This is a genomic window from Dictyobacter formicarum (assembly GCF_016587435.1).
Window position 1 is genome coordinate 245,452 of the sequence record NZ_BNJJ01000005.1, and the last position, 19,809, is coordinate 265,260.

12 protein-coding genes and 1 other RNA gene are annotated in these 19,809 nt (G+C 47.9%); 6 read left to right on the forward strand and 7 right to left on the reverse strand.

Translation table 11 applies throughout. From position 1 onward, the window contains the following. Window positions 1–234 precede the first annotated feature (234 nt). Window positions 235–3,747 carry a transcription-repair coupling factor gene (mfd, locus tag JMI88_RS10860; RefSeq protein ID WP_201361848.1) on the forward strand — a complete coding sequence of 1,171 codons (3,513 nt, stop codon included), beginning with the start codon at window positions 235–237 and terminating at the stop codon, window positions 3,745–3,747. An 80-nt stretch (window positions 3,748–3,827) separates the two neighbouring features. Here the strand turns inward: mfd and JMI88_RS10865 are convergent, their stop codons facing one another. From JMI88_RS10865 to JMI88_RS10880, 4 genes are all read right to left on the reverse strand, one after another. Next, the gene (locus JMI88_RS10865) at window positions 3,828–5,282 is read right to left on the reverse strand and encodes a hypothetical protein (RefSeq protein ID WP_201361849.1); all 1,455 of its coding nucleotides are present in this window, start codon (window positions 5,280–5,282) and stop codon (window positions 3,828–3,830) included. A 66-nt stretch (window positions 5,283–5,348) separates the two neighbouring features. Beyond that, window positions 5,349–7,610, reverse strand: coding sequence for a DUF2079 domain-containing protein (locus tag JMI88_RS10870; protein ID WP_201361850.1), 2,262 nt, complete (start codon window positions 7,608–7,610; stop codon window positions 5,349–5,351). Between the two features lie 342 nt (window positions 7,611–7,952). Next, window positions 7,953–8,966: a glycosyltransferase family 2 protein gene (locus JMI88_RS10875; RefSeq protein WP_201361851.1), complete on the reverse strand. Its 1,014-nt coding sequence runs from the start codon at window positions 8,964–8,966 to the stop codon at window positions 7,953–7,955. 211 nt (window positions 8,967–9,177) lie between these two features. Continuing rightward, entirely contained in the window at window positions 9,178–9,951 is a 774-nt protein-coding gene (locus tag JMI88_RS10880; protein ID WP_201361852.1) for a glycerophosphodiester phosphodiesterase, read from the reverse strand. 272 nt (window positions 9,952–10,223) lie between these two features. Here JMI88_RS10880 and ssrA point away from each other — a divergent pair. Further along, window positions 10,224–10,594, forward strand: a transfer-messenger RNA (tmRNA) gene (gene ssrA / locus JMI88_RS10885). 873 nt (window positions 10,595–11,467) lie between these two features. Here ssrA and JMI88_RS10890 read toward each other — a convergent pair. Beyond that, on the reverse strand, window positions 11,468–11,917 hold the full coding sequence (locus tag JMI88_RS10890; RefSeq protein WP_201361853.1) for a hypothetical protein: 450 nt from the start codon (window positions 11,915–11,917) through the stop codon (window positions 11,468–11,470). Between the two features lie 183 nt (window positions 11,918–12,100). After that, a complete protein-coding gene (locus tag JMI88_RS10895; RefSeq protein WP_201361978.1) occupies window positions 12,101–12,451 on the reverse strand; it encodes a tyrosine-type recombinase/integrase in 351 nt (116 codons plus the stop codon). 182 nt (window positions 12,452–12,633) lie between these two features. Here JMI88_RS10895 and JMI88_RS10900 point away from each other — a divergent pair, with 182 nt between their 5' ends. The 3 genes from JMI88_RS10900 (at window position 12,634) to JMI88_RS10910 (ending at window position 14,958) form a co-directional block, all read left to right on the forward strand. Beyond that, on the forward strand, window positions 12,634–13,635 hold the full coding sequence (locus JMI88_RS10900; RefSeq protein WP_201361854.1) for a leucine-rich repeat domain-containing protein: 1,002 nt from the start codon (window positions 12,634–12,636) through the stop codon (window positions 13,633–13,635). 914 nt (window positions 13,636–14,549) lie between these two features. Continuing rightward, on the forward strand, window positions 14,550–14,762 hold the full coding sequence (locus JMI88_RS40630; RefSeq protein ID WP_201361855.1) for a type II toxin-antitoxin system HicA family toxin: 213 nt from the start codon (window positions 14,550–14,552) through the stop codon (window positions 14,760–14,762). After that, the gene (locus tag JMI88_RS10910) at window positions 14,752–14,958 is read left to right on the forward strand and encodes a type II toxin-antitoxin system HicB family antitoxin (protein ID WP_201361856.1); all 207 of its coding nucleotides are present in this window, start codon (window positions 14,752–14,754) and stop codon (window positions 14,956–14,958) included. Before JMI88_RS40630 ends, JMI88_RS10910 begins: the two co-directional genes overlap by 11 nt. Before the next feature lie 543 nt (window positions 14,959–15,501). On the opposite strand, the gene JMI88_RS10915 is transcribed toward JMI88_RS10910, so the two are convergent. Then, window positions 15,502–16,293 (reverse strand): COG4705 family protein, encoded by a 792-nt coding sequence (locus tag JMI88_RS10915; RefSeq protein WP_201361857.1) that lies wholly within the window; start codon window positions 16,291–16,293, stop codon window positions 15,502–15,504. Between the two features lie 1,099 nt (window positions 16,294–17,392). Between JMI88_RS10915 and JMI88_RS10920 the strand changes: the two genes are divergently transcribed. Further along, window positions 17,393–19,081: a protein kinase domain-containing protein gene (locus JMI88_RS10920; protein WP_201361858.1), complete on the forward strand. Its 1,689-nt coding sequence runs from the start codon at window positions 17,393–17,395 to the stop codon at window positions 19,079–19,081. Window positions 19,082–19,809 lie beyond the last annotated feature (728 nt).

Consider the following 19,809-nt stretch of genomic DNA (forward strand, 5'->3'; position numbering starts at 1 on the left):
TAGAATTATGCTTATAATAAAAATAAGCCCAAAATCTTTTGCTGTATTTGATACGACAGAGCTTTAAATCATTCTATAATAAGACAAAAGAGGCAAAGCATACCGTCTTGTCTAGACGAGAGCCTGGTCAGTACGGTATGATAACTAAAGTATGGAATAAGGGCAAGGCGAATGACACCCCCACTGCAGGCTCGGAGGGGGTGCTGTTTGTACTGTCTATTGCTGGAGGATGACGTGACATTACAGGGTTTATTAACAATATTGATACAGCGACCAGAGTTTCGCCGTTTACATGAAAAACTACAAAATACTGAGGGAATTCCTGCACTCACTGGCATCACAGAGGCTGCACGCCCCTATATCGCTGCCAGTCTGGCAGTTTCGTTGAAGCAACCCATGTTGATTGTGGCAGGCAACGAGGCAGAGGCGAATCAAATGACCGAGGTGCTCAAGGCTTTCGTTCCCAATCCCAGCGATGTCTTTTGTCTACCAGACCGTAATGCCCTTCCCTACGAGCGCTTAATCGGTGACGCCCTGACCACACAACGTCGCATGCAGGCGTTAATTGCCATGGTTGAACGAGAACGCACCCCTATTGTCATCTGTTCGGCGCGTGCACTTACCCAGCTGGTTATCCCTCCGCAAGAGCTCTCAGCCGCCCTTTTCCGTTTACAAACGGGACAGGAAACAGATCTAAACATGTTGATCGAGCACCTCTACAACCTTGGCTATGAGCCTGTAGCTGAAGTAGAGGAACCAGGCCAGTTTAGTCATCGCGGTGGTATTATCGATTTGTTTCCACCTACCCTGCTCCGACCGGTACGCGTCGAATTTTTTGGTGACGAAATTGAATCGATCCGCACCTTCGATCAGGAAACGCAACGCTCACTGAATACCATTGAATCATGTATTGTTGGTCCAGCGCGTGAGGCGCTGCCCGGTCGGGGAAACGTGGCGGTCAAAGAACTCTCCCAACTGGATAGTCACACCCTGCATAAAGATGCCGAGGAGCGTTGGAAACACGACATTGAGTTGCTGGGGCAGCAACGTTCTTTTGAGGACATAGCCTTTTATCTCTCTTACTTGCACAGTCCAGCCAGTATCCTGGATTATCTACCACGTCATGGCCTGTTAATCATTGATAATCCTGCCAGCGTTCAAAATCATATCCAGGAATTGGATCTGCAGGCACAGGAGATGAAGGAGCAAAATGAGAAAGAGCACGAAAATCCAGCTCGCTTGCGCAACGCCAGCCAGGATTGGAAACAGCTGGAACCCCAGCTTCAGCAGCGGCGTCAACTGCGTTTTGCGGACATCCTCTCTACTGCCGAGAGTGAATTTGATATGCGCCAGCAGGGCGGCACAGAAAATTTGATACCTCCTTGCAGCAGCGCCAATTCGTATGGTGGTCGACTACGAGCCTTTGTGCAGGATTGTCGTAAAGCACTGGATAATCGTGATCGTGTGATCATTGTAACCATGCAGGCTCGACGCATGGCAGAAGTATTGAGTGACGAAACCATCCTGCAGAATCATACCATTGATGTAAGTCCGGGCACCAATATCAATCAGCTACCAGAAGCTGGCACACTGACTTTGATACAGGGACAATTAACCGAGGGCTGGCAATCGCGCTCATTGGCCCTGCATGTTTACACCGATACAGAGATTTTTGGCTGGTCGAAACGACGCAACGTCCAGCGCCGCAAGCCGGTTACTCCAGCCTCATTCCTGGCAGAGGTCAACCCAGGCGACTATGTTGTCCACCAGGAACACGGCATTGGACGCTTCGAGGGCCTGGTTAAGATGAATCTAACAGGTGTCGAGCGCGAGTATCTATTGATACATTACGCAGGAACCGACAAGCTGTATATCCCAACCGATCAGCTAGACCGTATTACACGCTATATAGGGATGGGTGACTCGGTCCCGGCTTTGAGTAAGCTGGGTACCACCGAATGGACGCGCGCTAAATCCAAGGTTAAAGAGAACGTGCAGGATGTCGCCCGTGAACTGCTTCGCCTCTATAGTGTGCGCGAAGCTGCTCAAGGGCATTCATTCCCACCGGATACAGAACAGCCATGGCTACAAGAATTGGAGGATGGCTTTCCGTATCAAGAGACACCCGACCAGCAGCGGGCAATCGATGAAGTTAAGGCAGACATGGAACTGCCACGTCCTATGGATCGATTGGTTTGTGGCGATGTGGGGTATGGCAAGACTGAGGTTGCGCTACGAGCAGCCTTCAAGTGTGTGCTCGATCAGCGCCAGGTGGCCATCCTTGTTCCAACCACGGTACTGGCCCTGCAGCACTATAACAACTTCAGGGAACGCCTCAAAGCCTATCCCGTACGTGTAGAACTGCTCAGCCGTTTCCGTTCGGAAAAAGAGCAAAAGCAGATACTGGAAGACCTGGCATTGGGCAAAGTAGACATTATTATCGGCACCCATCGCCTGTTGCAGAAAGACGTGGTCTTCTTAAATCTAGGCTTGCTCGTCGTCGATGAAGAACAGCGTTTTGGCGTCATCCATAAAGAGCGCCTGAAACAATTGCGAGCTGAAATTGATGTATTGACGATGACCGCCACGCCTATTCCACGTACACTACACATGTCGCTAGTCAATCTACGCGACATGAGCATTATTGAGACGCCGCCCCAGGAAAGACTGCCAATTCGTACCACGATCCGTGAATATGATGATACGCTAATCCGAGAAGCCATCCTGCGTGAGATCGACCGCGGTGGGCAGGTCTTTTTTGTGCATAATCGCGTCCAGGGCATACAGGTACTGGCCCAGAAGCTTCAACGTCTGATCCCGGAAGCGCGTATCATCGTTGGCCATGGGCAGATGAATGAAGAACAACTTGAACGCGTCATGGTTGGTTTCTCAAATGGCGATTATGATGTACTGATCTCCACTACTATCATTGAGAACGGGCTGGATATTCCGAATGCCAATACCATCATTGTCAATAATGCCGCCTTCTTCGGCCTCTCGCAGCTTTATCAGTTACGTGGGCGGGTTGGACGCGCCACACAGCAGGCCTACGCGTACTTCTTCTATGGCAAAAATGCCAGGCTGACGCCGGTGCAAGAAAAACGTCTGCGCGCCATTTTCGAAGCAACCGAGCTGGGCGCCGGCTTCCGTATCGCCATGAAAGATCTGGAGATCCGCGGAGCAGGTAGCTTACTGGGTGCAGAGCAGTCAGGCTTCATGAATTCGGTAGGCTTTGACCTCTACTGTAAACTGCTGTCGGACGCCGTCCAGGAGCTACAGGGTAAGCAAGCGGAGATAGGTATACCCTCGACCTCGGTCGATCTCCCGATCGATGCTTACCTGCCCGATGAATATATTGGTGATCGCACGCTCAAAGTCAACTTCTATCAACGCCTCGCCAATCTCAAAGGCGCCGAGCAGGTAGAGGCCATGGCCGCGGAAATGACCGACCGCTTTGGACCGCTGCCTGAACAGGCCCATAACCTGCTCGAGCTGGTCAACTTAAAGGTTGAGGCTGCCCAGCTGGGATATGAAGCCATCGCAATCAAAGACAATGAATTGATATTAACGGTGAAGCGCAACGTGGTTCCCAACCGTATCCTCCTCTACCGCCACTTCCGCAACGAGGCGCGTGTACAGCAGGGGATCATTCGTATCCCACGCCGCCTGCTCGGTCCCACCTGGATGAAACAGTTAAAAGAGCTCTTGCCCATGATCACTGCTTCAGCCTCATCAACCGCATCTTGACTATAAGCAAACGATAACAGAAAGCCTCTCTCTATCTCACTACAGCCAGTATGAGGAAGAGAGAGGCTTTCTGGCATTGTTTATTGGCGACGAGTGTGCATCAGGTGGAACATAAGAGCCTGTTTATAGTCCAAAACGCTTACCAGCCCGGTTTTAATAACCTGGTTAGCCAGGTTCAACAGCGTTGAAACGACCTGCAGGCGTGTCTCATCCAAACGAGATTGCTGGCGCAGCATTTCCAGTAATTGGGTAGGACTCTGGTTAGATATTTCGAGGCCCGCTGAAATGGCCTCGACCCGTAACCAGATCACAAGCTGGTGGCGCATCTGCTCGAAAATTGCCAGATCATCTTCACTCACAGTCATCACTTCACGGTTACCATGAGAAGTTGCTGCAGCCAGAGGGTTGTTAGGGGCAAGCGGGAAATTGCCTGCTGCTGGTCGTGCTGCGGTAGATGCCGCCGCGTTCGCCGTCTGGTTAGAAACTGCCGGTGCTGGCGTGGTCTCACCTAATGGTGAGGTCGGAGGACGAGCACCATTGTCCGCAGCCGACCTGGTGGACCGGGAGGCGGGCGTGGGCGATGCGGCTGGGGCAGGCGGAGTCTGTGCACTACGATTAACGGGTGCAGCACTCTTGCTATCATAAAGCTGGGAAAGCGAATCTAATTTGCGCGGTGCAGCCTGGGGAGGTACCGTCTCAGCGGGTCGAGCCGTCTTATTGGCGGAAGGTGGCATAGTAGCAGGCATGGACGCGGTTGGAGCGGTTGGTTGTGTTTGCCGCTGCGGAGCCACAGGTTTCTTATTAGCAGCTGGTGTTTCAGCTTCACTCTTCTTTGGCTGCTGCACAGGAGGATGACTCGTCGAGCTAGGCGTGATAGTGGGTGCAGATGTACTACGACGAGCAGTTCCACTGGCTGTATATTGATTGGGAGAACTGGCGCCCACGCCAACCGGCGTAGCGACTGGCTGAGCTGCAGCAGGCGCAGACGCTGGACGGGCCTCGCCACGTATATCCTGCATCTGTTGCTGCAGCAACATGGTCGCACCCACAACCTGTTCCCATGTTGGCTCTGCGCGCCCACTAATGCTGGGAGCACTCCAAGAAACAACCGGGCGCGGACTCCCAAACGGAGGATTGCCAGGCGCGGGCTTCTGTCCCGTCAGGTGATTGCGTAGATTTTGCGTCACAGTTGCCGCGCATGAGCTAATTAATAAGCGGATATCCGACATTCTACGTCGACCCTGGCTACCAAAGAAATTGCGATTGCGTTGTACAAACTGTATAAAAAGCCGCTCTATCTGATGCTGAAACTCCGTAGACATCAGATCAACACGACTCCAGGCAGTAAAATCGACAGAGCTGAGGTAGAGCCACACTTCCTGGCGCTTCGTACGGTCAACCGGACGCATTTGCAATGACTCAGTGCGATGATCAAAAAAACGTGGATAGCAGAAATTAGCGATCAGCGTCTCAGCTAATTCAGCTTTTAAGCGCGCGATTTCCGCAGGCGGGAGTTGACCTAAATAAATGCCCATCCTACATCCTCTTTCATTCTACTGCGGGCATGCCATAGAGAATTGGTGATGCCGCTCACTATTACATTAGTCGACAATTGTTATTGGCATCAACTGCAGCGTATTCGTACTTTGATTAGTAGTAACTGTACGCGGTGCATTCAAAATCTGCAACGGCAGCCGAGCTTGTACATCCATTATTGTACTCGATGTTTGTACTTGTGGTAAAAGGGCAATGGACATCTGTGCTAGCCCATTTGGAATACCACTCTTTTGTAGATTAAACGTGCGACTCGCAAGCCGCACAATTGATCCTACTTTCCAGATCTGCGTAGGGCACCATGCGAGTTCAGGCATATCCATACTCGCAATATATTCCTGGCCATTGCTTCCTTTCAGCAGAGTAACTACTTGCAATGGTTGCTTACTGGCCTGCTCCACGCGCCAATAGGTTGTCAGCGTTCCATAGCCATTCGTGCGGCTAAATGGACTACTGGCCCCAACCTCAAAGCCTGCCAGGTGCATAGCTTCACCACCAGGCTGCTTAAAATCGACCTGCAATGAATTCTTAACCTCTTGAGGCGAAACATAAATATTTGAACAGAAGCTTGTGGGCAGATCGAATAACCAGGACGCTGGATCGGATGATTGTCCGGTACCTGCGGTCGGTAGGGTATGCGGAGCCGGCAGGCCGCGCTTCAACAACATATACCCATCTTGCGCAGCCAGCACACCGTAGTTGCCACTGGCCAGTACTTTCTTTGCCTCTCGCGTATATGCTTGAGCATCGAAATACGGATAAATATCTCCTGTTACATCTAACAAAACGTAATCAGCCAGCTTATCCGCAGACTGGTTATTCAAATATTGTGGATCCGCTGCATACGGAAACATATAGATACTCGTGCGATGGCTCAGATGCGGCACCAATTTTGTCTGCGCAGACACAGAGGCATCGGCCGGGATCATATCCATAAAATGCTGGGCCAGATCCATATGCGCGCTAGTCTGTGGCCACTGAAAGCCAATCGAGAATGGAAGTTGGCCATGGAAATAGTAGTCTGAACGCACAGCGCTAAAGATGACACCGACCAATAATACCCAGGTCAAAACCCGAGGTAAAAAACGTCCTATATGTGAGCTGCCCTGCGCCAGAACGACTCCCCGTTTCGCCAACGCGGACAGAGCATGGCGCGTCAGCCAGCGCGCAACTACGAGCGACTCAATCGTAGCAAATATAATCACCGGTACAACTTCAGCATTATAATGGAACAAACCACTATATTGCTGGGGATTCGAGCTTAGCAGGTTAATTGCCAGCGATGGAATCGCCAATATCAGAACCCAGGGAGCCAGCATTGGCAGATAGAATATACCGCCACCATGAGGTCTGGGAATATAGCCCGACGGTGCCAGGACAGCGTGAATATACGCCAGATGGTGATACTCAAAGACGTACGTGTGCAGGAAAGACAGCGGATGCAAGAAGGCATCCTTCACCAGTGAGCTGCTACCCGCGCTCCCACCATAACGCGCAATCAGCAATGGATGACCGGTCGGACTAAAATAGGGCATAATCTCTTTTGTAGCAACCACAAACCAGACCAGTCCAAGCAGCGTCAGGGCGAAGCCGCTCTTCCAACGACGCTGCAAGATCACCGACCAGAGGCCAATCGTCATCACGACCAGCGGGATATCCTCTTTACACGCCATCGACAAAATAGCAAAGACAAAAAGCCAGAGCGTCTGACGTGTATACATGAAATAGAGCATAAACAACAACAAGGAGGCCGTCAGAGTCACCGCGTGAAAATCAGATGTCGTCGCCTGCAATTGAGCTGGATAAATTAAGTAGAGCAGCGCAAAGGCTCCTGCCAGCCACTCGTTGCGTAGGCGCAGACGAGCCAGCCAGTATGCAGGATAGGCTCCCAGCGCAACAATAATCGTCTGAATAATAAAGAGGATGCGCGGATCAGACCAGATATAATAGAGCAAGGAAATAGGAAATAAGATGGGTTCAAAATGGATCGCAAAACGCACGTACCCATTTGGGGATACGCAATTGGTATCGCTTAAAATATTACAAATAGTATCGTGCAACAGATTACCATGGGCCGTATTCCAGATCGACTGATCCATGATACCAAAGTCTTCGGCATTGGTCTGAAAGGCCATGTGCCGTCCGCCCATGTACAAGATGTAAAAGGCACAAAAGCAGATTACAGCCAGAGTTATCAGGCCCGTCACTACCCAGAATTTGCGTGTGCGTGGCAACGCCTCTGGAGCAGGATAAGCACACCACTGATCGCGCACATAGGTCAGACGCTTACGCCAGATTTCTTTATCCACAGGCTATACCTCTTTCTATAGTTATAGGTACCACCTGTTTGGTCAGAGAAGTAGTCCTACTGCAGATCCTCCACATCGCTCGATGCATCTGCTCAAGCAGTTTGATCGGTTGTCCATGCCATGTCAACGGATTTAACAAAAAACGGGACAGCTCTACACGCCGGCGTCTGTTCACTATAACTATATAGGCAGGCAAATTCAAGCTCAAGAACAGAAGCCATATTGTTATTCCAGATGCATATAGAAGCTGTCCATCCTGGCAATACACGTGCCGCACCACCTCAACGGGTAGCCACATTCGGCATACCCGCTTGCTCATAACCAGAAAGAGCATCCCCTGCATTAAACAAGTTCCTGCCTGACGCTATATTCTTCATCGCGTTGGAAAGCATAGTGGCGGATCATCTCACTCTGTAAGCCAGCCAGAAAGAACTGCACACCAAAGATCATCAGGAGAATACCAACAAACAACATTGGCTGCTGATGGATCGGCTCATGGATCCAGAAGTAGCTGCGCAAAACAATAAAGAGATCGACCAGCACACCTAGCACAAAAGACCAGAAGCCAAGTGGGGCAAACAAACGCAGTGGTCGGCGCAGGAACGTGGTCAGGAACAGAATATTCATCAGGTCAATTAGACCCTGAGCAAAACGCTTGGCCCCAAACTTAGAGACGCCAAACTGGCGCGGATGGTGGGTTACCTTAATTTCTGCCACGCGGAAACCGCGAGACTGCGCAATGACTGGAATAAAGCGATGGAAGTCTCCGTACAACTTCAGATGTGGATCTTCAATCACTTCACGGCGATAAGCTTTAAACCCACAATTGATATCATGAAGATGGACACCGGTCAGTTTATTCACCATCCCATTGAAGATGCGTGATGGGAAGGTTTTCGAGATAGGATCTAAGCGAGGAAATTTCCAACCAGTAACCAGGTCATAGCCCTCATCCAGTTTCTCCAGATAGCGTGGGATCTCCTGCGGATCATCCTGCAAATCGCCATCCATAGTAAAGATAATATCACCGCGCGCACGCTCAAAGCCAGCGACCAGCCCGGGAGTCTTACCAAAATTACGGCGGAAGCGTACAACACGCACAATGCCAGGATTCTCCTCGTGAAGAGCTTTCAGAACTTCAAATGTTTTATCAGTACTACCATCATCTACAAAAATAATTTCATACGATTTACCAAGTTGATTAATTTGCGCCTGAATTCTCTCAAAAAGGATACGAATGCTCTCCTGCTCGTTCATCAAAGGAACCACAATCGTTATATCGATATGTTTCGATGACAATTCAGGAGTAGCCAGCTCAGACGCGTGTTCATTTATTGCAATTTCAGATTGCTGCATAGCCTCAGATTCTCCACTCACAACCGAGATTCAACCCGCCCTATGGCTGGTATTCGGGGCTCATTATAGCATACCCTCGAGTACGAGCTATAGGGTATGGTACCATTGCTCTTTCTGTTAATACAAACGGATAACATTTAAGGGCAGACACACTAAAGCATCAATCCATTACTTAATGTGGATATCGTTTGCAGCTATGCGTAATTAAAGATTAGAGTTGGGCAAAAAGATCAGGCCGATCAGTCGTCAACGAATCTACGCCATCAGTCGCCAGCTGCCGCAAATCCTCCAGATCATCGACCGTCCACAGTCCCAGTTTAAAACCATTTTGATGCATAATGGAAAGTACTTCAGGAGTGTACAGCCGCCGATCGAGGTGAACCCAGTTACAGCCGGCCAGGGTTATCTGCTTGCACAACTTCGCCAAACCAGGATCCTCAGCCATCGACCAGACCTGGTTACTCACCAGCGCCCCGGTCAACAGACCGGGTTCCAACCGACGCAGTTTTGACAAAGCCACCCAATCGAACGAAATAATCAGCACACTATCCACCATTCTGGCCGCCTGAACCTCGCGCGCCACCATCTCAGCGAGACGTGGATAGCGACCAAAGTTACCATCGCGCTCACTAAACTTGATCTCGATACACACCTTCATTCGATTGCGCGCCAGCGCCAGCACCTCACGCAGAGTTGGCATCTGTTCCTCCTGAGGCCAAACACCAGGAAAATGAGCAGCCGTATTCAAAGAGCGCAGATAAGAAAAATCCAGATCCAACAGATTTCCCTCACCATCGGTCAAACGATCAACCGTTGCATCATGAAACACCACCATCTGACCATCTCGACTCATCTGCACATCCAACTCAATCATATCAACCGGCATTGTTAAAGCATTGCGAAAAGCAGCCAGCGTATTTTCAGGTGCCAGACAAGAACCGCCACGATGAGCAATACGCACCAACGAATGTTGAAACATGACCATAAACAGACCCCCGCTCGCTAAACTTCTAAACAATTAAAAAGTCATCATCACGCAAAATAATTATACAAAGGCAAAATCCATCATGGCAACAACGAAAGAAGCCCAGAGATAGACGTCCACTACAAGACACATCGTGTCATCCAGCCGCCTCAATACAAGCCAAAAATATAGCTATCAACTATTGCTATTTGTCAACTATTATGGTATACTATTGAGTACATCAATCGTGTGCCTGCCTTAATTGAGCAAGCATATGGAAAGGTTTTTCATCTGGGGATGTCGGGTTTCGACAGGCAGTCAGATTGAAGAATTGCAGGCCGAGGTGTCGGTACGCACTCTCGTTAAACAACCGACAAAACAATAGTTGCCAAACCAGCAACAAACAACTTCGCCCTCGCTGCCTAAGAAGTAGCGACGCGACGTCTGCCCGACTTTTTCTCGTGGGGTCGGTTCCAGGCGTCATACACACGAGATGCGATAACGGCCACCGCCTTCTAACCGTTATCAAAGACTAGAAGGCCAGCGCTCAGGTATCCAGTCGATGGGAGACCAGAGCGTACAAGCAAAACATCGACTAAGCCTGTAGTACATTCCTCGGTAGGTCTGTTTGGACGGGGAGTTCAACTCTCCCCCATCTCCACCACGAAAAGAGGCTAGAAGCAAGGGTATAAATCCGCTTCTAGCCTCTCTTTATGCCTTCTCTATTTGCGCCCTTAATACGGCAGCAAAAGAAGAATGTAGCAACGAGCATAAAATGCTTTTTTAGGTTATGCAATTTCTTTTTCAAGATGGAGGAAAGCATGCGTTTTGCCACCGAAGAGGGAGACATGCTCACACATGGACAAGTTGTCTATGTTTCACAAGATTACGCCTTGAATTTTGTCCCACGATAATACAGTAATTACAGTGTACTGATCAGAGATGTAGAGTTGGGCTTTGGTTGGTTTCATAACGATATCAAGCTCGCTAATCAAGTTGAAGGATACTGCGGCACGCCAACCAAATGGCACAAGCGCCAACTCTCTGCTCCTGAATTCCACCCAGGAAGATTACTCTTACTTGATGAGAACATGGATGACGGCGATATAGTAAGGCTCGAAGGCTCTGACTCGTGGGATATTTCCTATGATCCAGCTACCTCTTGGGTTTGTTTCGGAGAAACAAGTACTCAAAAAGACGATATCGCTGTCGAGTTCGCGACTAACTGTGGAGTTATTCTCCGGCGCAACCAATTGAAAGCGCTTTGGGTAAGGCCCATCTTTCAGTGAATAATAAAGCATATAGCAACATCATTTTTTAGATGCCATCCCGCATGTTGTGTAAAGGCGCCGAACATTTCTCTGGTGAATCTCCTCACCTGACGTAACAAAAAGAGAAGCTTCTCACTGCAAGTTTACGCTCCACGATCAATGTTTTCAGATTGATCGTGGAGCGTAAACTTGCGACTGAGGAACGGCATAAGTGAGGAACGGCATAAGAAAGAGCGTTGGCTCCTGACAGATATATCAATGATGCCCTAAGACTCGCGCCAGGCATCAAGGCGCCAGGGTGCTTGCCCGAACAGCCGCCACGCTCCAGCTAAAAATACGAGAGCGAACACCAGCAAACCTGGAGCAAGCAGAAACGCTCCGCGCACCAGATCATCCACTCCATCAATAAGTTGAATAAAGGCAATCAGTACCATGAAGCTAGCTAGCATTCGACGAGATCTTACCGCAAGGAGAAAAAGCACCATAACGGCAAGCGCCAGACTTCGTGCAAACATATAGTCAGCATAGACCCGTGCCGCTTCTGTCATAGAGCCCCCGCTCGTGAGCAGTGTAGGATTTACCTTACTGATCACCGCACCGATGATGCTCAAAAGAGCCCCAAGTACAACGACGATAGAGACCCAGAGAGGAAAACGCGTGACCGATCGAGGGGTTTGGAGATCGTCCGCCCGTGATGATGCTGTAGGGTTGGTCATAGTGACACTCCTTATGTATCAAACACCCCGTTTCATCAGGCATTACGCCTTTCTCTATTTTATCACTCTTACAGAAGATTTATCTGGAAGTATTGAGCTGCATGCATCTGAGCGTGCTACCCAAGAAAGTCGGCAAACACAGAAGAGGGGACTTTTATACAACAATCGGGATAACGCCCCTTTTTATGGTTCATCCTCACCCCCTTCTACATCGTCTAATTGGCCCTCTTCAACTGGATTGCCTAGGAGCTTAAAGGCATCGTCCCATTTCTCAATAACTTCTTGTTGCATTGATGGCAAAATATGCGAATAAAGATCCATTGTGATCGTGATAGAGCTATGCCCTAAAAGCTCCTGGACCACTTTCGGATGGACATTCATAGACAACAAGATGATTGCTGCACTATGCCGTAAATCGTGGATATGCATATGAGGAAAACCAGCTGCTGCCAGCGCCTTCTTGAAGACTCTCAGTAAGTAGTTGGGATTAAAATAGTCACCCTGCAATCCACAAAATACAAGGTTTTTATCAATCCATTTACCCCCGCTTTATAGCGTTCTTCCGTCTGCTTAGAACGATGACTATTCAGCATTCCTACCACAAAAGGCGCGAGTATAATTTTTCGTCGTCCTTTTGCCGTTTTGGCCTCTGTTTCTACATACCCTCACGTGACCAAGAGATTGTCAAAGGTCTTAAACTACAATGGCATTCTTCTATGCCTGAGCATGCTGCATACGATACTCAGGGAAGGCTTCTCCACCTCGATCTGTGCAGGCGAAATGTCTTTGCATTCCCACAAATCTGGCAGTTTACCTCTCTGCAAGAGCTTAAGTTGCAATGTGTTAATGATCCCAGCAATCAGTTCACCACGTTACCCCCTGAAATTGGACAGCTCTCTCATCTGCAACGACTTGATCTGAGTTGTAATGGGCTGATAACCTTGCCACGGGAAATCGGACGGCTCTCTCATCTACGAAAGCTTGATCTGTCCAGCAATCAGTTTGCTCTATTTCCGCTAGAAGTCCTGCAGTTCTCTCATCTACAAGAGCTTTTTCTACACGCAAATCCACTGACCGATGTATCCCCTGAAATTGGAAAGTTTTCGCAGCTGCGAAAACTTTCTCTGTCAGGCGAGTTCACCACGCTTCCTCCAGAAATCTGGCAACTCGCTCACCTAGAAGAGCTTTCTCTGTTGGGTACCCAGCTTACCACATTGCCCCCTGAAATCGGGCAGCTTTCCAACTTGCGTCGGTTGTCGTGCAACAAGCTTACCTCTTTGCCCCCTGAAATTGGGAGCCTTGCCAATCTGCAAGTGCTTGAGCTAGGCCATTGTCAACTTTCTTCTTTGCCTTCGGAAATCGGGCACCTGGCTCACTTGCGAAAGCTTGATTTGTGGCGCAACCGACTCACCATTTTACCGCCCGAAATTGGACAGCTGACGCATCTGCAAGAGCTGAGGCTATCTGGCAACCGACTCACCGTTTTACCGCCCGAGATTGGACAGCTTTCACAACTACAAAGGCTTGAACTGGAAGTCAATCAGCTCACCACATTGCCTCCAGAGATCGGGCAGCTTTCCAACTTGCAAAGGCTTTATCTGTTCGGTAATCAGCTCACTGCTTTACCCCCCGAAGTCGGGCAGATTCCCCATCTGCAAGAGTTCTATCAGCTCTATCTCGACGGCATGTTTGCTCTGGACGAGCTCTTTGTTGGATGACAGAAACAGTAGTGCTATTTGAAGTAGAGCTGCATAACTGGTAAAACCAATCACGTGATGATACTGACGAGCTGGCACTACAACAGACATAGAGAGTATCTCCTTTCACTCACCTCTGCCAACTCACTGCGAATTGGCAGGACTAATGGAAAGAAAATGGAAAGAAAATATTTCTTGCTATTCATGTTTTTTTGGTAACTCAATCGCATTTGTAACTTGGCAATATATTTTTATAATCTAAATAGATCATAAAGATATAGCGTGTAAGAAAGGTCGCAGGACATGAAGTCAACAAAGAACATGCTTTTAGGGATTGTGATTGCTTTAATAGGTTTAGGTTTGGCCCAACCGGGAAATAACAGCCTTGTGTTTAGAACCTTCATATTTATAGAGCCGGCCGTTTTCACTACCTACTTACCACTTCTCTCCACTATCCTCATTTTTATAGGTGCTATTGTTGGGATCGCTGGCTACATGCAAGGAAACCAAGAATAACCTTCTGTACAATAAAACAAGCCCTTCTCGCTTCTGCTAGAAGGGCCAACCATACATTTCAGTCCATTCTATGAATACTCATACATCGAGCTTTTTTGGTTCCAAACCAAAAAACTCACAGACACTTGCTACATCATACGCAGACTCATAGCAAGCAATGACATCAGCTATAGCATTCTGTAAATCACTAATGGGAGCATTCATACAGTCTATTAACTCCTAAAGATATTGATTGGCTAAGGGGAAATTAATATAAGCAAATTATAAACACACTAACATCCTTCAGCAAGTTACAATTGATGAAGGAACCAGAAATGGAGCTCTACTTTGTATAAGAGTTAAAATAACCCTGCACCTTTTCATCACGCTCTATCAGGGAGTATAATAGCAAGAACAGGCAGACAAATCATGGAGGAGCGATGCCAGTAAAGATCAGGAGGCTTAAGGCTATCCTCTCAAAGGCAGGCTTTTATTCACGATCGGCGAAGGGAAGCCATACAAAATGGGTACACCCACAATTTCCTGATGTGTATTTAATACTATCTGGTAAAGACGAAAACGACGCCAAACGGTATCAGATCGAAGATGTACAAGAAGCTCTAAGAAAGGTAGGCAAAGAATATGAACCCTAACCACTATTCAATGCTCATCCAGTGGGACCCACGCGACAATATCTATGTTGTTACCATTCCAGAGCTCGCAGGATGCCGTACCCATGGTAACACCTATGATGAAGCTATTAAAAACGCACTAGAAGTTATCGAATTGTGGATCGAGGATGCACAAAAAGCAGGTGAACCTATTCCACAACCAACCTTTGCCGCCTAGCTTGCTCGGGCACCTCCTCCATACCTTGTCATTAATGGCTTGCCATTTAGAACATTCACTACAAAACAGGCGCAGACCTGGGAGCAAAACAGCCCAACAGAAGTAGATAGGGATAGACAAAATTCAACAGGAAAACCTTGTAAATCAGCATGAGAAGCCTGTCAATGAAGGCGGCAAGCCAGACCAAAATAAGCTCTTGCAAACTTCAACTCTCCCCCATCTCCACCACTCAGGCCACTTGTGAAGCCAATTCACAAGTGGCTTTCTTTTATCGTCTTCCACTTGAGTATCTTCCGGTATTGTTTTTGGGGCGCAACGTCCTTTGCCAACCGCTCAGTGAGGGTCTGGAACCATTTTCCAGCAGGTAGTGTGCGAGAAAAAAATATTTAGTCGGCTTTGCAAATAGGAACGAGTTAAAAATGATTCTACGGCATTGAGAAGGGGCATGTGACCACTCGAAACGCTTAAAAACAAAACGCTGTCGCATTTTTCCTGCGCAAAGTAAAGTTAGCGTCACTCCATGATAATACCCATCTTACCCAATTACGAGATCAAATTGCGCTGTCTCAGATGATTAACCGTTCTCTGCGAGGTGAACAGAATGCATAAGATGATAAAAAAGGCGATAACAGCGGAAGAACTGACACGGCTGAGATTGAAGCCTCCATGCTCATGGGCCTTGGTGAGAAGATCACCTACCGTCGCGCCGAGTGGTCGTGTCAGAATGAAGGCCATCCAGAAAAGCCATGTTCGAGATATTTTTGTCGCTCTACCTCTTGTAAAGTAGTAGACTGCTGCAACCAGTACCAGCGCAGCGCTAAAAACGATTGCTCCTCCTTCGTATCCGAGCCCAGAAGCATCGGCTAGAAAATCGCCAAGGGCTGTTCCCAGTGTATTTGAGAAGAGAATTGTTACCCAATAAAAGATTTCAACCCTGGGCGATGTGACGTGATCAACAGACACGGAGCCAAGCGAGATACGCCATAGTCCCAAGAGAGCAATTAGTAGAGTGAAAAGGAGTAATGAACCTCCGACATAGCCGATGCCAAGCGAGCGATCCGCATAATCGGCTATTGTCGTCCCAGCCGTAGTGGTTGCAACGATCACAGCCCAGTATAAAAATGGATGGAAGCGTTTTGCTCTGACTTGAGCGGCAACAGTAACAAGAAAAAATGCGAAAAAAATGGCGGTGGCTAGAGCATAGCCCAGGTTCATTGTCATAGATACGGCATCTCCACCTGTTTCGCCCAATGTCGTCGCTGCGATCTTGATAAGCCAGAAAGCCAAAGTAAGCGCAGGGACTTTACTCATACTAGTGTCAAGGGTTTTATGCATACCAGGTTTCTCCTTACAAATGATTGATGTGATGCCCTTTCATCACCAGGTTCGTTTTTCAAGCGTGAAACACATCAAAATAGGTTGCCTAGAACAGTTATTAGTATGTTGGTCACGCATTATTTTCATCATGCTACCAATAAATTCTGGTCATTATCGTGTTAGCAGTCGCTTAACGCTCGATCTGTTTCGGCATCAATTTGTTGATGACACAGACGATGGACCAGTACTAGATTGCTGTAGGTACCTTTTCGTCCTCGAGAGGGAGACAGACAACAATGAGCTTGAGTATCCTCTCCGTTGAAGAACGACTCAAAACATGGTAAGTCTGGAAATATTCACTTTACGCCTTGCAAGTGACCTCGTGTCGCACATTTTCGGACCCCTTTTGTAACTAGAAAGCGTCTGTGATATCTGAAAAAGAAAACATAATGCAGTTTCGCATGTTGATACCACTATTTCTATTATAAAACTATAAAGAAATAATTATTTCTCCTGTATAAAAGTGTCTGTTATATTTTTAATAAGAGAACCGAGATAATTGTTGAGTGTAGTAGTTCAACTTTCCCCCATCTCCACCACTCAAGTCGCTTGTGAACTGGTTTCACAAGCGGCTTTATTTTGTCGTCATTAATATAAGGACGGAAACAAAAAATCAACTAACTTCGTGATTCGCGCAGGGCGTTCCCATTCTGGCAACGATGCAAGGGTACCTGCTTTGGCCAGTTCATTGATATACCTATGGAACGAAAACATTTTGAAAAGGAGAACAAGTCTCTGGCAAATATTCAAAGGCTTTCAATACATAGTACTCTTTTGCCAGCATCTATCCTTAAAAGACTGAAGTACATAGAAAGGTCTGTATAATTAAACTGCACATTAGATGGAAGAAATGAGCAGTGTTTTTTTGAGGACGCACATCTGAGGAGCATATTTAGCAATCCCCAGACCGGCCATCTATCTATACGATGTACCGTATCCTTTCCATTCTGCCAGACTTTATCTACGGTGTTTTGACAGCTACAGAGGCATTTTTATAGCATTGCCTCTACTTAAACTGCTAATATGCAATCGGCGATAAGAGTTATGAGGAAATTGTATGCGGGTAGCATTCATTCAGGGAGAACATTTCATTGGCCAAACACTTGGCCCTTATAAATTAGAGCGTCTCGTCGGGCAAGGACAATGGAATGCTGTCTACCAAGCTCAACAGCAAACGCAAAGCCGTAGCGTCCTTTTGACACTTTTTTTCCTCCCAGAGACGTACTCAGTAAGCGCACGCAAACGTTTTATAGAGCGGCTTTATCGAGAAGGGGCTATACTTGTCAAGTTAAACCATCCACATATTTTGCCGTTGCTTGATGTAGGCGACCACGATGGCTATACATATGCAGTTACACCCTTGATTGCAGGTCATTCTCTTGCCCACTTATTAAATCATCAAGGCTATTTCTCTCCCGAACAGGCGCTAGAGGTGGTGAAACCGCTGGCGGAAGCCCTGAACTATGCCCATGAAACAGGTGTGACTCATGGCGCGCTAAGCGCTGCCAATGTGATTTTCGACGCAGACAAACAGGTACGCCTAGTGCGCTTTGGATTCAACCGGCTCGGTGGAATACAGGGTATTGAAATGGCTTCCTCTCCTTATCCACATCTCTTAAGTATCGCGAGTACGCCACTGACTGGACTCGAATATTTTGCGCCAGAGGTTATCCAGGGCGCTCTGGCTAATCCACTCGCCGATATCTATGCTACCGGCTTGCTTCTTTTTGAGCTTTTAACCGGCAAGCTTCCTTTCAAAAAGGTAAATTCACTGGATGATGTACAGCAACAGATACAGTTTGATGTACCTGCTCCCTCCAGTCTGCGACCAGATATATCTCCATATATCGATCTTGTAATACAACAAGCAACAAAGCGTGATCCCACTCAACGCATCCAAACAGCTGATCAGCTGGCCAGAGCATTTGAGAAGGCACTTTACACCCCTATCACTCATTCTACGCTACAGTCAGGCCAACAAACCGTAGCTCAAAATAATGGTAGTATGCTTGATTGGCTAAATCAGGAACTATCCATGCAGACGGATGCTTCGGCGTCCGCAGCATTCGCCGAAGGGATCACTGCCAGCTCGATTAAGATACCACGACTTCAACGAACTGCTAAGCCAGCTAAGAGCCGTCGTCAGGTATTAGCATTACTGGCTACTGGTGGCGTAGCTACCGCGGCAGTATTGGGACTTGGCAGCGTAGGGATGGCCTATGTATTTCGTCCTCAACCATCACCATCTTCATCGGTGACAAATGTAAAGAACCCTGCTGCCATCACACCTGCAATCAGCAATACGCCAGGGCCAACAAAAGTAGTTAAAAAAGACGATACGCCTACTTCGCAAACCATTCCTCAGGCACAACCAACAACTGCTCCACCCCAGGTAGCGCAAACACCAGTGCCTACCGCCCCTCCCACACCAGCACATACTGGTACAGTGATTGGCTCAACCAGCATGGCCACCAATACAGCTATGGATTTCACCAATCCTGCAAATGGAGATGCCAGCACACTGATTCATCTACCAGACGACAATTTTGTAGCCTATGAAACTGCATGTACGCATAAAAGAGTGCCAGTGTATTATGATAGCGGCTCACATACATTAGTATGTCCTGCCCATGGTGCCATATTCGATCCTGCCCAGGGAGGCAAAGCCATCCAGGGCCCTGCCACAAGGCCTTTAAGAACTGTCACTATTCACATCAATGCAGATGGCACGATCACAACGGGCTAACATTTCCACAAAGAAGTGCCAGACAGCCCTGGATTTAGTGCTTCTTCATTGAGAGCAAAAAAGTTTGCTCAAAACAATATACAAACACTCACTGTAACTAACCCCCATGGACAACTTTTTCATTACTAACTTTTGTGTAGAAGGAAATTGCCGGACGCTCGCCTGGCAATTTCCTTCTACACACATAAGCGAGTGTCTGAGGCTCACACCTATCGGGATCGTCGCGCTCATCCGCACGCAGACACTGACGTGCCCATATTTCTTGTGGATCATCGGCAGTGTCCTCTTCGGCTATGTCTACCGGAACAACATGCAACTTGCCGACCCATCTAGAAGTACAAACCAGCCACCATTTCAGCCTATCATCTATACTCTTGACCTTCTTTTTCCTGTCGCCAACCTCAAACTGCGTGACGTTTGGATAGCAACAGGTGCCGTACAGTGGTGGAGTATGATCTTCATCATTAGCTGACTACAACACTGACTACAACCCGGCAACAACAAACTACGATGGTTACCCTTTTTGAAAGACAGCCTGTTAGTTCATGGGATGTCTATTTTGTATCAACAGATGCGCTTGTTGATGCCGAACATGCATCTTTTTTGCCACATGTTCTAGTGGATGACAACACTGATCTACTTGTTTAAGGAAGTTTTGTTTGCAGCCGATAATTATATGATGATGCGGTAAGCACAACATCGTGATCTTAAACTAACAGATAGGGTGA

Excerpts from the sequence above, each read along its gene's own strand:
- JMI88_RS10865 (WP_201361849.1), bottom strand. The coding sequence starts at position 5,282 with ATGGGCATTTATTTAGGTCAACTCCCGCCTGCGGAAATCGCGCGCTTA.
- JMI88_RS10875 (WP_201361851.1), bottom strand. The coding sequence starts at position 8,966 with ATGCAGCAATCTGAAATTGCAATAAATGAACACGCGTCTGAGCTGGCT.
- JMI88_RS10880 (WP_201361852.1), bottom strand. The coding sequence starts at position 9,951 with ATGGTCATGTTTCAACATTCGTTGGTGCGTATTGCTCATCGTGGCGGT.
- JMI88_RS10890 (WP_201361853.1), bottom strand. The coding sequence starts at position 11,917 with ATGACCAACCCTACAGCATCATCACGGGCGGACGATCTCCAAACCCCT.
- JMI88_RS10900 (WP_201361854.1), top strand. The coding sequence starts at position 12,634 with ATGCCTGAGCATGCTGCATACGATACTCAGGGAAGGCTTCTCCACCTC.
- JMI88_RS40630 (WP_201361855.1), top strand. The coding sequence starts at position 14,550 with ATGCCAGTAAAGATCAGGAGGCTTAAGGCTATCCTCTCAAAGGCAGGC.
- JMI88_RS10910 (WP_201361856.1), top strand. The coding sequence starts at position 14,752 with ATGAACCCTAACCACTATTCAATGCTCATCCAGTGGGACCCACGCGAC.
- JMI88_RS10915 (WP_201361857.1), bottom strand. The coding sequence starts at position 16,293 with ATGCATAAAACCCTTGACACTAGTATGAGTAAAGTCCCTGCGCTTACT.
- JMI88_RS10920 (WP_201361858.1), top strand. The coding sequence starts at position 17,393 with ATGCGGGTAGCATTCATTCAGGGAGAACATTTCATTGGCCAAACACTT.